The sequence below is a fragment of the Pseudoduganella sp. R-31 genome (assembly GCF_049913235.1).
Classification (GTDB): Bacteria; Pseudomonadota; Gammaproteobacteria; order Burkholderiales; family Burkholderiaceae_D; genus Rugamonas.
Genome location: NZ_CP183986.1, coordinates 5,759,384 through 5,775,179, shown reverse-complemented (window position 1 = coordinate 5,775,179; position 15,796 = coordinate 5,759,384). Strand labels below are relative to the sequence as shown.

The 15,796-nt window shown below is 69.6% G+C and carries 9 protein-coding genes; all 9 read left to right on the top strand.

The features are described 5' to 3' along the window. The first annotated feature begins 2 nt into the window (after nt 1-2). Genes ACN9MY_RS26285 through ACN9MY_RS26245 form a run of 9 tightly spaced genes read left to right on the top strand, consistent with a single transcriptional unit; the run spans nt 3 to nt 15,795 of the window. Complete coding sequence (locus ACN9MY_RS26285) at nt 3-3,113, top strand: multidrug efflux RND transporter permease subunit (protein ID WP_426336365.1); 3,111 nt, start codon at nt 3-5, stop codon at nt 3,111-3,113. Next, nucleotides 3,091-3,339 carry a hypothetical protein gene (locus ACN9MY_RS26280; protein WP_426319111.1) on the top strand — a complete coding sequence of 83 codons (249 nt, stop codon included), beginning with the start codon at nt 3,091-3,093 and terminating at the stop codon, nt 3,337-3,339. Before ACN9MY_RS26285 ends, ACN9MY_RS26280 begins: the two co-directional genes overlap by 23 nt. Continuing rightward, nucleotides 3,336-3,632: a hypothetical protein gene (locus ACN9MY_RS26275; RefSeq protein WP_426164374.1), complete on the top strand. Its 297-nt coding sequence runs from the start codon at nt 3,336-3,338 to the stop codon at nt 3,630-3,632. Before ACN9MY_RS26280 ends, ACN9MY_RS26275 begins: the two co-directional genes overlap by 4 nt. 3 nt (nt 3,633-3,635) lie before the next feature. After that, entirely contained in the window at nt 3,636-5,282 is a 1,647-nt protein-coding gene (locus ACN9MY_RS26270) for a PepSY-associated TM helix domain-containing protein (protein WP_426164371.1), read from the top strand. Next, nucleotides 5,279-6,481: an enterochelin esterase gene (gene fes, locus ACN9MY_RS26265; protein WP_426336364.1), complete on the top strand. Its 1,203-nt coding sequence runs from the start codon at nt 5,279-5,281 to the stop codon at nt 6,479-6,481. Before ACN9MY_RS26270 ends, fes begins: the two co-directional genes overlap by 4 nt. Continuing rightward, nucleotides 6,478-6,690 (top strand): MbtH family protein, encoded by a 213-nt coding sequence (locus ACN9MY_RS26260; protein WP_426319110.1) that lies wholly within the window; start codon nt 6,478-6,480, stop codon nt 6,688-6,690. The genes fes and ACN9MY_RS26260 overlap by 4 nt, the downstream gene beginning before the upstream one ends. A gap of 9 nt (nt 6,691-6,699) precedes the next feature. Next, the gene (locus tag ACN9MY_RS26255; RefSeq protein WP_426336363.1) at nt 6,700-13,893 is read left to right on the top strand and encodes an amino acid adenylation domain-containing protein; all 7,194 of its coding nucleotides are present in this window, start codon (nt 6,700-6,702) and stop codon (nt 13,891-13,893) included. A gap of 20 nt (nt 13,894-13,913) precedes the next feature. Then, entirely contained in the window at nt 13,914-15,137 is a 1,224-nt protein-coding gene (entS, locus tag ACN9MY_RS26250) for an enterobactin transporter EntS (RefSeq protein ID WP_426319108.1), read from the top strand. Beyond that, nucleotides 15,127-15,795: a 4'-phosphopantetheinyl transferase superfamily protein gene (locus tag ACN9MY_RS26245; protein WP_426164360.1), complete on the top strand. Its 669-nt coding sequence runs from the start codon at nt 15,127-15,129 to the stop codon at nt 15,793-15,795. The genes entS and ACN9MY_RS26245 overlap by 11 nt, the downstream gene beginning before the upstream one ends. The last annotated feature ends 1 nt before the right edge of the window (nt 15,796 follow it).

Here is a 15,796-nt window from a genome sequence, read left to right as displayed (position 1 = left end):
TGGTGGCGCGTTTCTTTATCGCCCGGCCGGTGCTGGCCTGGGTCCTGGCGGCGGCGGTCATGCTGGGCGGACTGCTGGCGCTGGCCCTGCTGCCGGTGGCACAGTATCCCAACATCGCACCGCCGACGGTACGGGTGTCGGCCAGCTATCCGGGCGCCTCGGCCCAGGTGGTCGAGCACAGCGTGGTGCAGGTGCTGGAGCAGGAGCTCAAGAACCTCAAGCACCTGACCTATTTCGATGCCAGCAGCAGCTCGGCGGGCGAGGCGGAGATCATGCTCACCTTCGAGCAGGGCGCCGACCCGGCGCTGGCCCAGCTGGAGGTGCAGAACAAGGTGAACCAGCTGGCCTATCGCCTGCCGCGTGCGGTGCAGCAGAATGGCCTGAGCGTGACGGCCATGCAGAACAGCTTCCTGATGGTGGTGGTGTTCAGCGACCGCCAGGGCGCGCTGGGCGAGGCGGCGCTGGCGGACTGGATGAGCAGCCAGGTGATCGATGCGGTCAGCCGCGTCCCGGGTGTCGGCGAGGTGCGGAATTTCGGCTCGCCGTATGCCATGCGCGTGTGGCTGCATCCGCATAAGCTGCACAGTTTCGGCCTGATGCCGGCTGACGTGGTGCGCGCCATCGAAAGCCAGAATACCGAGGTGCCGGTGGGCGAGCTTGGCGCGCGTCCGGCGCCGCCGGGGCAGGCGCTGAACGTGTCAGTGACTGCGCTGTCGCGTTTGAAAACGCCGCAGCAGTTCCGCGACCTGATCCTGAAGACCCGCCCGGACGGTGCCGTGGTGCGCCTGTCCGATGTCGCGCGGGTGGAGCTCGGCAGCGAATCGTATGGGGCCGCGTCGCGCCTGGACGGCCAGCCGGCTTCGGGCTTTGCGGTCATGCTGGCGCCGGGCGCCAACGGCCTGGCCACGGCGGCCGGCGTGCGCGAGCGCATCGCGGCGCTGCAGCCGTCTTTCCCGGCCGGCGTGGAGGCGGCCTATCCGGAGGACGCCACGCGCTTCGTCAAGCTGTCAATCCGCCAGGTGGCGGTGACGCTGGCCGAAGCCGTGCTGCTGGTGGTGCTGGTGATGTTCGTCTTCCTGCAGGGATGGCGCGCCACGCTGGTGCCGGTGATCACCGTGCCGGTGGTCCTGCTTGGCACCTGCGGCGTGCTGGCCCTGACCGGCTTCTCGATCAATACATTGACGCTGTTTGCGATGGTGCTGGCGATTGGCCTGCTAGTGGACGATTCCATCGTCGTGGTGGAGAACGTCGAGCGCATCATGGCGGAACAAGGCATCGGCGCGCGCGAAGCGACCCTGCAGTCGATGCGCGGCATCACGGGTGCGCTGGCCGGCATTGCCATCGTGCTGGGTGCGGTATTCTTGCCGATGGCCTTCTTCTCCGGTTCGGTCGGAGTGATCTACCGCCAGTTTTCTGTCACGCTGGTCACAGCCATGGCGCTGTCGGTGCTGGTGGCGATCAGCCTGACGCCGGTGCTGTGCGCAGCGCTGCTGCGTCCCGCCGCGGCGCACGGTGCGGACGGGCGATTTGCGCGTGCCATGGCGGCGCTGCAGCGGCGCTACGACGGGCTGCTGCAAAAATTGCCCGGCCGCCGCTGGCGCCTGGGCGCGGTGTACGCCGTGTTGCTGGGGGCGGCCGCCTGGGGCTACCAGCGCCTCCCGGCATCCTTCATCCCAGTCGACGACCAGGGCACGGTGATGGTGCGTTTTGCGCTGCCGGCCGGCGCCACCTATCCGCGCACGGCCGAACTGGCGCGTCAGATCGAGCGCCATTTCCGCGAGAACGAGAAGGACAACGTCGCGATGGTGTACACCATTGCCGGCATGGGCATGGGCGGCGCCGGCCAGAATGCCGGCATGGCCTTCGTCAACCTGAAGGACTGGTCGCAACGCAAGGGAGCGGAGAACTCGGCGCAGGCGATTGCCGCGCGCGCCACCGGCGCGCTGGGCAAGCTGCGCGATGCACGGGTGTTTGCCATGGTGCCGCCGCCGATCGACGGCCTGGGGGAGACCAGCGGCTTCGAATTCTGGCTGCAGGATACTTCCGGCGCGACGCCGGAATCATTGGCCGCACGGGCCGCCCAACTGGCCGCCGGGGCGGGTGAATTGCCCGGCGTGATGTATGCGGAAGCCGACGGCAGCGAAAGCAAGGCCCAGCTGCGCATCGACATCGACCAGGCCAAGGCGCTGACCCTCGGCCTGAACCTGGACGATGTCAACAGCACCCTGAGCGCGGCCTGGGGCGGCGTGTACGTCAACGACTACCTGCACGAAGGCCGCGTGCGCAAGGTGCTGGTGCAGTCCGATGCGCAGTGGCGCGCCGCGCCGGACGACCTGCAGCACTGGTCGGTGCGCGGCAGCGGCAATGCCATGACGCCGCTGTCCGCCTTCGCCGGTACGCGCTGGGACAGCGGCCCGACGCAGCTGCGCCGTTTCAACGGCCTGCCGGCAGTGCACATCAGCGGCGCCGGAACGCCCGGCGCCAGTTCCGGCGACACGATGGCGCGCATCGAGGCGCTGGTGGCGCAGCAGCCTTCCAGCCGCCTGGCATGGAGCGGCCTGTCCTACCAGGACCAGCTGTCGCGCGGCCAGGCCCCCATGCTGTACGCGGTATCGGTGCTGTTCGTGTTCCTCTGCCTGGCCGGCCTGTATGGCAGCTGGTCGATCCCGTTCTGCGTGCTGCTGGCAATTCCGCCGGGCGTGCTGGGAGCGGTGGCGGGCGCCGGCGTGCTGGGTCTCGAGCGTGACATCTTCTTCCAGGTCGGCGTGCTGGCCACGGTGGGCTTGTCGGCCAAGAACGCGATCCTGATCGTCGAATTCGCCGTGGCGGCGGTGCGCGCAGGGCAGGGGCCCTGGGCTGCCGTCACGGCCGCCGCCAGCCAGCGCCTGCGGCCCATCCTGATGACCTCACTGGCGTTCGGCGCCGGCATCGTGCCGCTGGTGCTGGCCAACGGGCCCGGCGCGGCAGCGCAGCAGGCCATCGGGGCCAGCGTGCTGGGTGGCGTGCTCCTTTCCACGGCCCTGGGCGTGTTCCTGGTGCCGCTGTTCTATCTCTCCATCCTTGAACTCGGCCAACGCCGGGCATTTGCAAATGATCCTGTTCCTGTTGCTTGACATTGCGGGCTGCTGCCTGCTCTACCTCGGCCACCGCCACCAGGGCTGGCTGGCGCAGCCGATTGGCCCGCTTCGCGTGGCGGCCGGCGCGCTGGCCCTGCTGCTGGCCTTGGCCGCCGCCTGCATTGCGCTGTCGCCGCTGGCGGCGGTGTTCGCGTGGACTGTCGCCAGCATGCTGGCATTCAGCCTGCTGCCGTTCGGCTCCCTGTTGAAAGGAAAACCATGAGCGCCAAACCCGATGCGATCCGGCCGGACTGGTGGAGCAAGACCTTTGCCGGCGCAGTGCTGGGCGCCACGCTGGCGCTGGCCCTCGCCGGGCTGTTCGCCTGGGCCGGGCCGGGCGGCATCAATGCCCGCGAGAAGGCGCAGTTCGTCATGTGGATCATGGCGCCGCTGTGGATGGCCGTTTTCTCCACGGTCTACCTGTTCCGCAGCGGCCTGCGCGCCGTGCTGTGGCTGGGCGGCGCCAATGTGGCCGCCTACAGCCTGCTGTTCTACATCCGTTCCACCCTGGGGTAAGCCATGAAAGTCCGCAGCGATATCCTTCGCATTTACCAATCCCTTCATACCTGGACCGGCATCTGCGCCGGCATCCTGCTGTTCATCGGCTTCTTTGGCGGCGCGCTGACCATGTTCAAGCACCCGCTGGAGCGCTGGGTCAGCGCACCCTCCGCCCTGGCCAGCGCGCTGGCGCCTCAGCAGGTCGACAGCGTGGTGCGCGAAGTGCTGGCTGCCCATCCCGCTGCGCGCGAGGAATTCACGCTGCACGTGGTGCGGCATGAAAACAATCCGGCGCCGGTGACCTGGAGCGCGGGCCATGCGGGGCGCGACATCGACCTGAACGCCATGCGCTGGCAGGCAAGCCTGGACGAGCAAGGCAAGCTGGTGGCGCAGGAGGTGCGGCCGTCCCTGCTCGGCGAACTGGTCGACATGCTGCACCGCACCGGCGGCATTCCCGGCACGCTGGGCGACGAGTACCTGGGCGTGTACCTGATGGGCGTGGCGGGCGTGCTGTATTTCCTGGCCTTGGTGTCGGGCGTGGTCCTGCTGCTGCCGACGCTGGTCAAGGACTTCTTCGCCCTGCGCAAGGGCAAGAACCGCAAGCGCTTCTGGCTCGATGCGCACAATGTGATCGGCATCGCCAGCCTGCCGTTCCACATCGTGATCAGCCTGACGGTGATCGTGTTCGCCTTCCACGACCAGTTCTACGACAGCCTGCAGCATGTGGTGTACGGCGAGCAGAAGATGTGGGCACGCCCGAGCGGAACCGCGGGACCGGGCGACGTGACGAAGCTGGCGCCGGCAAGCGAACTGGTTCGCCTGGCGCAGCAGGAAGCACCGGGATTCGAGGTGACGGAAATGCTGTTCATGGACCTGGAGAGCCCGCGTCCCCTGGTCCGCGTCGGCGTGGCCAATGAGGATTACGTGGTGCGCGGCGCGGTATCCGCTTATCTCCTGATGGACCCGTACAACGGCCAGGTGCTGAACAGCAGCATGCTGCCCACTAAGAGCGATACGTGGAGCAGCCTCGTGGCGCCGTTCTTCGCCCTGCATTTCGGCAGCTACGGCGGTGACTGGATGCGCTGGATCTATTTCGCTTTCGGGCTGTCCGGAGCGTTCCTGTTCTATTCGGGCAACCTGCTGTGGCTCGAGAAGCGCCGCAAGAACCAGTTGCGCGACCAGGCGCCACCGGCCCAGCCGCGCCGCACGGCCGTCCTGGCCGCCGCCACTGTCGGCGTCTGCCTTGGCAGCGTGGCCGGCGTGGCGGCTGCTTTGCTGGCTGCGAAGTGGCTGCACGCTGCGTCGGGCAACCTCAATGCGGTGCTGATGACGACCTACTACATCGTCTTCCTGGCCTGTGTGGCGTGGGCCTTCTGGCGCGGCGCCGCGCGTGCCGCGCCAGAATTGCTGGCGCTGTGCGCCCTGGCCGGCTGCGCGATTCCCGCCACCTCGCTGCTGGCGCGCCTGGCGCCTTCGCTCGGCATGTGGGCGCATGGCAGCCTGGGCGCGGTGGCTGTCGACCTGACTGCGCTGGTGCTGGCGTTGCCGCTGGCATGGGGGGCGCGCCTGGCTGCACGCCGTGCCCGCAGCGGTCCGCTGGACAGCGTGTGGGCGGCGCCTGCCGCGGCTGCGCCGGAACCGGCATTTCCGCAGGAGCGCCAGGCATGATGGACCGTGCCGATCTTGGCAGTCCGGCATGGTGGGACGAGGTCGCCGCGCGCGGCACCCCGCTATTGGAGTACGCCGCAGATTGCAACGTCACTTTCCTGTGGCGTGCGCCGGCCGCCGCGCAGGCGCGGGCTGTCTACATCGACGTGTATTCGCACACGCCGCACCCCGGCGTGGGACCGGCCGCCATGCGCCACCATCCCGGGACAGACGTGTGGAGCTGGAGCACCCGGTTGCCGCCTGACTGGCGCGGCAGCTACTTCCTGATGCCGCTTGGCGCGGGACAGGAAGCGCCGCAAGAGGGCGGCGGCGCAGCGTTGCGCCGCTGGTGGGTCGGCCTGCTGGAGACAAACGCCCAGGCCGACCCGCTGAATCCGGGCCCGGCCCATGGCGGCAGCTGGGGCCTGCCCCTGTCGCCGCTGCTGCTGCCGGATGCCGCCAGCCATCCCGCCTGGGCGCAGGCGGGCCCGCCGCAAGGCCGCCTGCACCAGCATCGCTGGCAGAGTGCCGCGCTGGACCTCGGCCGGGACACGTGGATCTACCGCACGGCGCCGCAGGAAGCGAACGATGCGCCGCTGGTCGTCCTGCTCGATGGCCAGTACTGGGCGCGGCAGATGCCGCTGTTCGGGGCGCTGGACATATTGACTGCGCAAGGGGCGCTGCCCCCGGCGATCTACCTGCTGGTCGATGCCGTGACGCCGGAACGGCGCGCCCTGGAGTTGCCCTGCCACGCCCCGTTCTGGGAAGCCCTGCAACAGGAACTGCTGCCGGCAGCGTACGCGCTGGAACCGTTCAGCGCCCTGCCGGGGCGTACGATTGTCGCAGGACAGAGCTTCGGCGGCCTTGCTGCAGCCTATGCGGCCCTGCATTGGCCCGCGCGCTTTGGCAATGTGCTGAGCCAATCCGGTTCGTTCTGGTGGCCCGATCCATCCGATACCGCCAGCGGCGGCTGGCTTGCCGGCTCGGTGGCGCAAGGACCGGCTGCCGGCCGGCCTTTGCGCTTCCTGCTGGAGATCGGCTGCTACGAAGACCAGATGCTTGGCCCGAATCGCTCCTTCCACCAGGCGCTCCGCGCCGCCGGCCACCGCTCGATGCTGCGCGAAGTGCGCGGCGGCCACGACTGGCTGTGCTGGCGCGACGGCCTGCTGGAAGGGCTGTGTGAATTGATGAATGACTTTGACGAGACCCAGGAACCATGAGCAACGAAAACACGACCAATCCTTTTGACGACGAAAGCTACCGGTTCACGGTGCTGCGCAACGGCGCCGGCCAATTCAGCCTGTGGCCCGAGTTCGCCGAGCAACCGGCCGGCTGGCAAGTGCAGCACGGTCCGGCGCCGCGCCGCGAGTGCATCGACTACATCGAGAGCTACTGGCACACCATCAACCCGTTCGCGGCCCGCGCCTGAGGAAAATCCATGGACCAGCAATACCTGCCGCTGAACGGCAGCCAGCTTGGCATCTGGCTGGCAGACCAGGTGGCCGAGAACAAGCAGGGCTACCTCATTGCCCACTGCATCGAACTGCGCGGCGCCTTGCAGCCGGAGCTGCTGTCGCGCGCGATCCAGCGCGGGCTGGCCGAAGCCGATACGGTGACTGCCCGCTACGTCGAGACCGAAGCCGGCGCGCGCCAGCAGCTGCGCACAGCTTCCGCTGCAGACGGCATCGACCCGCCGGTGCAGCTCGACCTGCGCTGCCATGCCGACGCACGGCAGCGGGCCGACGCCTGGATGCGGGACGACATGGCGGCGCCGTTCGACCTGTCCGGCGGCCATGCGTGCTACCGCCAGGCCCTGTTCCAGGTCGGCCGGGACCACTGGCTGTGGTACCAGCGCTTCCACCACATCATGCTGGACGGCTTCAGCTTCCTCGCCCTGACGCGGCGCATCGCCGCCCACTATGGCGCACTGGCAGCCGGCGCTGCCGCCGCGCCGTCGCCTTTCGTTTCGGCGGCCGTGGCAGTCGCGGAATACGAGGCCTACCAGCGCAGCGATGCGCGGGAGCGCGACCGTGCCTTCTGGGCCGGCTTCTGCGAAGCCCTGCCGCCGGCGGCCACCCTGTCGTTGCGCAATGCGCCGCCATCCGGCCGTGTACACAGCGTGGCATGGGAATTCCCGGCCGATACGGCCGCCGGCCTGCAGCGCCACGCCGCTTCCGCAAGCCTGGCTGTGCCGGACCTGCTGCATGGCCTGCTGGCCGCTTACCTGTACCGCATGACCGGGCAGAAGCGGCAGGCCATCGGCATGCCGTTCATGCGGCGCATGGGCGCGCGCGCCATCAACGCGCTGGCGCCGACGGTCAATGTGCTGCCGCTGTCGGTCGAGATGGCCGGCGGCATGGACTGGTTTGGTGTGGCGCGCGCCTTCCGCGCCGCCGTCCAGGTGGTGCGCCCGCACCAGCGCTATGAAGCGGAGCAGATCCAGCGCGACGCGGGCCTGGTCGGGACCGGCCGCAAACTGTACGGCGCGCTGGTCAACTTCAAGATGTTCGATTACCGGCTGGACCTGGCTGGCCTGCAGGGCCTGACGCATCACCTGGCGACCGGACCGGTGGACGACCTGGAATTCAACCTGCAGGTGGCCGAGCATATCTCGCTTGAACTGCGCGCCGACGCGGCACGCTACGAAGTGGCGGAACTGGAGCAGCATGCGGCGCGCTTGGCCGGCATGTTGCAGCAATGGCTGGCGGAGCCGCAGCGCGAGCTGCAGGCGCTGGCGCCCGCCACGGAGGACGAACTGGCCCGCATCGGCGCCTGGTCGCGCGGACCGGACATCGCGCCGCCCGGCGTGGACCGCCTGTCGGCCATGCTGGCGAGGCAAGCGGCGGCGCGGCCGGACGCGCTGGCGCTGGTGTGCGGCGCCGTCAGCCTGAGCTTTGCCGCCCTGGCGGACCGTGTCGCCCAGCTGGCGCGCCTGCTGCGCACCCAGGGCGCCGGCCCCGGCCGGGTAGTGGCGGTGGCGATTCCCCGCTCGGCCGAATCGGTGGTCGCGATGCTGGCCGTGATGGAATGCGGAGCGGTGTTCCTGCCGCTGGACCTGGATTACCCGGCGGACCGCATCGCCATGATGTGCGAGGACGCGGCGCCTGTCCTGCTGCTGTCCACCGGCGCGGCTGCTATCGCGCCGCCGGCAGGCATTGCCCGCATCGACGTCGACAGTGCCGCCGCGCGCACTGCGCTGGACCAGCTGTCCTGTGCGCCGCTGGGCGAGGAGGAGCGGGGCGGGCTGCTGCCGGCCGATGGCGTGGCCTACATCATCTTCACGTCCGGCAGCACCGGGCGGCCGAAAGGCGTCATGAACACGCATGGCGCCCTGCTCAACCTGTTCCAGGCGCACGAAGAGTCGGTATACGGCCCGGCATTGGCAGCTGTGGCCGGACGCTATCCCGGCCGCGCCCTGCGCGCCGCCCATACGCACTCGTTCTCGTTCGATTCGTCCTGGCTGCAGCTGTTCTGGATGCTGCGCGGCCAGGAACTGTATGTGTTCGACGAGGAGATGCGGCGCGATGCGTACGGCCTGGTGCAGGAAGTCGAGCGCATCGGCATCGACGCCATGGACCTGCCGCCTTCCTTCCTGGCGCAGATGCTGGGCAACGGCCTGATGGCGCCGGGGCGGCACCAGCCGGCGCTCCTGCTCATCGGCGGCGAAGCGGCGCCGGCAGCCCTGTGGCAGCAGCTGCGCTCCTTCCCCGGCCTGCAGGCGCACAACCTGTACGGCCCGACGGAGTACACGGTGGATACGCTGCGCGCCGCGCTGGCCGACAGCGAGCAGCCGGTAGTCGGCCGCCCGATCGGCAATACGGTGGCGCATGTGCTGGACGCGCGGCTGATGCCGGTGCCCGTCGGCGTGGCGGGCGAGCTGTATATCAGCGGCGCCGGCCTGGCCCGGGGCTACCTGGCGCGCGGCGGCCTGAGCGCTGCGCGCTTCGTGGCGTGCCCGTTCGGCGAACCTGGCAGCCGCATGTACCGCACCGGCGACCTGGTGCGCTGGAACCATGCGGGCCTGCTGGAATTCCTCGGCCGCGGCGACGACCAGGTCAAGGTGCGCGGCTACCGCGTCGAGCTGGGCGAAGTGGAGAATGCGCTGTCGCTGCTGCCCGGGGTGGAAAGCGTGGTGGTGCTGGCGCAGGCAGTCAACAATACGCACCGCCTGGTCGGCTATTGCGTGGTGCCGGCCCTGGACGAGGGCGGGCGCGCGGCCCGTGGCGCCGAACTGCTGGCGGCGCTGCGCCAGTCCCTGCCTGACTATATGGTGCCGGCTGCGCTGGTCGTGCTCGACAAGTTTCCGCGCAATGTCAGCGGCAAGGTCGACCGCAAGCAGCTGCCGGCGCCGCAGGCCGCAGCCGCGAGCGCATCGGCCGCGCAGGACGATGTTGCCGGTCCGCTGCCCCTGCTGGTGGCGCGCGCCATGGCCGAAGTGCTGAAGCTCGCCCACGTGTCGGCCGGCGACGACTTCTTCGCCCTTGGCGGCGACAGCATTTCCGCCATCATGCTGTGCACCGCCCTGCGCCATTGCGGCTACCTGCTGCGCCCGGCCGCGGTGTTCGCGCAGCGCACGCCACGTGCCATGGCCGGCCAACTGGCGCCTTTTGCCGTGACGGGCGCCGCTTCGCCGGCGGAACTGTTGTCCGACGCCGTGACCGCGCAGCAGCGCGCGTTGCTGCAGCAACGCCACGGTGCGCACGGCGCGATCCTGCCCGTGCTGCCGCTGCAGGCGGGCATGCTGTTCCATGCGCAAACGGCGCAAGCGGCGCAGGGGCAGGGCAGCTATAACGCATTCACATTGCTGCACCTGGAAGGCGAAGTCGACGCGGCACGGCTGCATGGCGCGCTCGGAGCCGTCCTGCACCGCTATCCTCAGCTGGGCGGCATGTTCGACCTTGATGCGGCCGAACGGCCCCTGTTCCTGATGCCCGCGCCCGGGGCGATGCCCGTATGGCCGTGGCAACAGCACGATTTCGGCCACCTGCCGGAAGCGGAGGCCCAGGCGCAACTGCTTGCCTTGCAGTCCGCCTTGCTGGCGCGGGACGGTTCGACCACGCGCTTCGGCGGCATGCTGCAGGCGGCCCTGGCGACACTGGCGCCGCGCCGCCACGTGCTGCTGCTGGTTGTGCACCACCTGGTCATCGATGGCTGGTCCACGCCGCTGCTGCTGCGCGACCTGATGGCGGCCTACCGCCAGCCCGGCGCCGCGCTTGCCCCCCTGCGCGCAAGCTACGAGCGTGTGGTGGAATGCCTGGCGCAACGCGATACCGCAGCGTCGGAAGCCGCCTGGCGCGAGGACCTGCAGGGCGCGGAGCCGCTGCTGCTGTTCGACGCCGCCGCGAAGGCTGCGCCGGTGCAGGAATACATGCTGCAACTGCCGGCATCGCTGACGGCGAAGCTGCAGGACGCATTGCGCAGCCGCGGCATCACGCTCAATGTGCTGATGCAGGCGGTCTGGGGACAGGTGCTGGGCATGATGGCGGGCCGCAGCGACGTGCTGTTCGGCAGCCCGGTGTCGGGGCGCCACGGCGGGATCGACGGCATCGAGGAGCAGGTCGGCCTCTTCCTCAACACGATCCCGGTCCGCACCCGCCTCGATGCGGCGCAGCCATTGTGGGACCAGCTGCCTGCGCTGCAGCGGCGCCATATCGCCTTGATGGAGCACGACGGCCTGGGACTGGCTGCGATCCAGCGCGCGGCCGGCGCGGCGGCCTTGTTCGACACGCTGCTGGTGGTGGAAAACTACCCGGACAACGGCTATCTGGCGCAGGAGCTGCCGGGATGCGACGGCTACCCGCTGCGCATCGGCGAAGTGGTCAACCGCGGCTACAGCCATTACCCGCTGGCCTTGCTGGTGCTGCCGGGCGAGCGCCTGACGCTGCTGGTCGAGCAGCGCGGCGCCGCCGTCGATGCCGCTGCGCTGGCACAGCGCGTGGCGCAAGTGCTGCGCACGGCGCTGGAAAGCCCGCAGCTGCCGTTGGCGCGTTACCCGCTGCTGACGCCCGGCGAGGCGCAGGCGCTGCTTGCCGCCAACGACACCAGCGTCGACCTGTCCGCGCTGACGCTGCGCGACGTGCTGGCCGCGCAGGTGCGGCGCACGCCCAACCGCCCGGCGCTGGCCGACGCGCGCTGCGCACTGGATTACGCCGAAATGCGGCGCCAGGTGTGCATCCTGGCAGCGCAACTGGTGCAGCAGGGCGTTGTGCCGGGCGACATCGTGGCGGTGGCGTTGCCGCGCTCGGTGCGCCTCAGCATCGCCATCATGGCCGTGATCGAAGCCGGCGCCGCCTACCTGCCGCTGGAACTGGGCTATCCCGCCGACCGCCTGGCCTACATGCTGTCCGACGCCGGGCCGCGCCTGCTGGTCACCGACGAGACCCACGCCGGACGCTTCGCATCGGCCGCCGCGCCGGTGCTGCGCTTTGACGAACTGGCGCAGGCCGGCGCGCCTGCGCCGCAGCTGGACGTCAGGATCACGCCGGCGCATCCGGCGTACGTGATCTACACCTCCGGCACCACCGGCCGGCCCAAGGGCACCATGGTGCCGCACCGGGCGATCTACAACCGTATCGCGTGGATGCAGTATGCATACCAGCTGCGCGAGGAAGATGTCGTGCTGCAGAAAACCCCTTGCGGCTTCGACGTCTCGGTGTGGGAATTCTTCTGGCCATTGATGCAGGGCGCCTGCCTGGTGCTGGCAGAGCCGGATGCGCATCGCGACCCTTCCGCGCTGGTGCAGGCTATCGAGCGGCATGGCGTCACCTGCCTGCATTTCGTACCGTCGATGCTGTCGGTGTTTGCCGGCCACCTGTCGGAGCTCGGTGAGCGCCGTTGCACCAGCCTGCGCCTGGTCTTCTGCAGCGGCGAAGCGCTTGGCAAGTCGCTGGCGCGCGAATTCGCGCAATACAGTTCGGCGGCACTGCACAACCTGTACGGCCCGACCGAAGCTGCGGTGGACGTCAGCTACATGCCCGCCTTTGGCGACATGGGGCAGGGCGGTGCTGGCGTGCCGATCGGGCGCCCGGTCTGGAACACCCAGCTGCGTGTGCTGGACCGCTGGCTGCGCCAGGTCCCGCCGGGCGCGGTCGGCGAGCTGTACCTGGGCGGCGTCCAGCTGGCCGACGGCTATATCGGCAAGCCGGGGCTGACCGCGGCGCGCTTCGTGGCCGACCCGTTCGTGGCCGGCGCCCGCCTGTACCGCACCGGCGACATCGTGCGCTGGCTGGAAGGCTGCATCGTGGAGTACCTGGGCCGCGCCGACGACCAGCTGAAGATCCGCGGCCAACGCATCGAGCTGGGCGAGATCGAGGCCGCGTTGCGCGAGCAGCCGGGCGTGGCCGAAGCAGCGGTGCAAGCCGCAGTGCTGGGCGGCGACAGCGGCGCTGCGGATGCGCGTCAATTGCTGGCCTATGTGGTCGCGGCGCCGGCCGCAGAACCGGATGGGGAGCAGCTGCGCAGCGCACTGGCGGCGCGCCTGCCGTCCCATATGGTGCCGGTGGCGGTGATGGCGCTGCCAGCCCTGCCGCTCAGCGCCAACGGCAAGCTCGATCGCAAGGCGCTGCCGCTGCCGGCACGCAGCGGCACGCCGGCCGGCCGGGCCCCGGCGCGCGGGCTGGAAGAACGGCTGGCCGAAGTGTTCGCGCGTGTGCTGGGGACCGGGGCGGTGGGCGCCGACGACGACTTTTTCGCCATTGGCGGGCATTCGCTGCTGGCCATGAAGCTGGCGGCGGAAGTGCGGCGCACGCTGCAGCGGCGCATCACGGTGGGCCAGGTCATGACGGCGCCGACGGTGGCGCGCCTGGCAGCCTTGTTGAACAGCCAGGGCATGGTCAACGATTTCGGCAACGACGGCTTTGACGAGGTGATCCAGCTGCGCCAGGGCGACGGGCCGCCGCTGATCTGCTTCTATCCGGGTTCCGGTTTCGCATGGCAGTACAGCGTGCTATCGCGCTATCTTGGCGGCGGCCGCGCCATCGTCGGCCTGCAGTCTCCCCGTCCCCATGGCCTGGTGGCTGCCAGCCGCGACATGGAAGCGCTGCTGGACCGGCAGGTGGAGATCGTGCGCGGCGTGCAGCAGCAGGGGCCGTACTACCTGCTGGGCTACTCGCTGGGCGGCACCGTCGCCTACGGCGTGGCCGAGCGCTTGCGGGCGCAAGGGGAGGAAGTCAGCTTCCTCGGACTGCTCGATACCTATCCGGCCGAGGTGCACGACTGGACCGATCCGCAAGGCGCCGAAGCGGCGCTGGGCGCGGAACGCGAACAGGAACGCCTGCTGGGCGATGCCTACGACGGCGAGACCGACGAAGTGCTGCGGCAGGAGAAGGCGGCCATGCTGGAGCAGGTCTTTGCCAACTACCGCGACGCAGTGCGCTTGCTGGCGCAAACGCGCACGCCGGACTATGACGGGCCGGTCACGCTGTTCATCGCCGGCCAGTCCTTGCCGGAGTATATCAGCCCGGTCGAGGCATGGCACCGGCATGTGACGGACCTGGAAGTGCACCACCTGGCGCACTGCTCGCACGAAAACATCCTGTCGCCGCAATCGCTGGAAACCCTTGGCCCGCTGCTGGACCGCGCCATCGGCAGCGCAGAGCAGCGGCTCCAGCTGCGCCAGCGGCGCAGCGCATGAACGAAGGAATGGAAATGAGCATGAAAATGTTGGTCGACCTTGGCCTGCTGCGGCGCAACCGCGACTTCCGCAGCGTCTTTATTGCCCGCACCATCTCGCTGCTGGGGCTTGGCATGCTGTCGGTGGCGGTGCCGATGCAGGTGTACGCGCTGACCGGCGACAGCCTGCAGGTGGGACTGGCGCTGGCGCTGGAAGGCGGCGGCATGTTTGCCGGGCTGTTGCTGGGCGGCGTGCTGGCCGACCGCTACGACCGCCGCAAGCTGATCCTGCTGGCGCGCGCCATCTGCGGCCTGGGCTTCGTCGGCTTGGCTGCCAATGCCTGGCTGCCGGCGCCGTCGCTGTGGGCGGTGTGCCTGCTGTCGGCCTGGGACGGCTTCTTCGGCGCCCTGGGCGTGACGGCGCTGCTGGCCTGCATGCCCGCCATCGTCGGCCGCGAAAACCTGATGCAGGCGCGCGCCATCAGCATGGTCTCGATGCGGCTGGCGACGGTGATTTCGCCGGCCATCGGCGGCGTCCTGATTGCCGCTGCCGGCGTGGGCTGGGCCTATGCCGTCGCCGCCGTCGGCACCGGCCTGACGCTGTTGCCTTTGCTGCGCCTGCCCGCCATGCTGCCGCAATATGCGAGCGATGAGCACCCGCTGCGCGCGCTGGCCGACGGGGTGCGCTTCCTGTCCACCAGCCCGGTGCTGGCCGCCACGGTGCTGGTCGGCACGCTGGTGACGCTGACCACGGCAGTGCGCGTGCTGTTCCCGGCCATGGCGCCGGGGGCGCTGGAACTGGGCCTGATGTATTCGGCGGTGTCGCTGGGCGCCACGCTGGGTGCGGTGGTCAGCGGCTGGACCGAGCGCCTGCAGCGCCCCGGCCGCGCCATGATCGGTGCTAGCCTGGCGGCATTCGCCTGCCTGATGCTGCTGGGCGTGCAGCCTGCGTTCCCCTTCGTGCTGGCGCTGCTGGCCTGTTTCGGCTACTGCGTGTCGATTGCGTCGCTGCTGCAGTACGGACTGGTGCAGGGCCATACGCCGGACCACTACCTGGGTCGCGTCAACGGCCTGTGGGCGGCGCAGGATGCGGCTGGCGATTCGCTGGCCACGATCGGCATCGGCTTGCTGGGCAAGCTGTTGTCGGCCACCGCCGGCATTTTCGTCCTGGGCGCCGCGGCGGGCGTGCTGGGCCTGGCCATGTTCGGCCTGTGCAAGCGGCTGCGCAACGTACCGCTCAACGATCCTGCCCTGCATGCTGCCTGAGAAACTGGATGCGCCGCTGCCGGCCGGCCTGAGCGTGTGGCGCGTGCGGCTCGATGGCGCGCTGGAGCCGGCATGGGCATTGCTGAACGGGGCCGAACGCGGGCGGGCGGAAGAATTTCGCGCACCTGCGGCGCTGCGCCGCTACGTGCTGGCACGTGCCGCCTTGCGCCGCCTGTTGGGCGAGTCGCTGGCATGCGCACCCGCGGAAGTGATGCTGCGCACCGGCCGCCACGGCAAGCCCGCGCTGGCCGGCGTGCAGGGGTTGTGGTTCAATGTATCGCATTCCGGCGACTATGCCTTGATCGCCTTGTCCAGCCAGGGACCGGTCGGGGTCGACATCGAAAGGCAGGACGAGCGCCTGTCGTGCGTGGAAGAGGAAGCGCTGACAGCACGCGAGCGCGCGGCGCCGATGAATTTCTTCACGCGCTGGGTTGGCAAGGAAGCGGTGTTGAAGGCGATCGGCGTAGGAATCGGGAAATACCTGAATGAACTGTCGGTGCTGGCGCTGGAACAAGGCCGCTACCGGCTGGCCTATGGCCGCTGGCCATGGCCAGGATTCGCCGCCGCCAGCTTGCCCGCGCCGCCAGGCTATGCGGCCGCAATCGCCTGGATCAGCGCGGAAAAGCCGGCCGCCGGCAGCTCGAGCGGCCCAGGCTGAT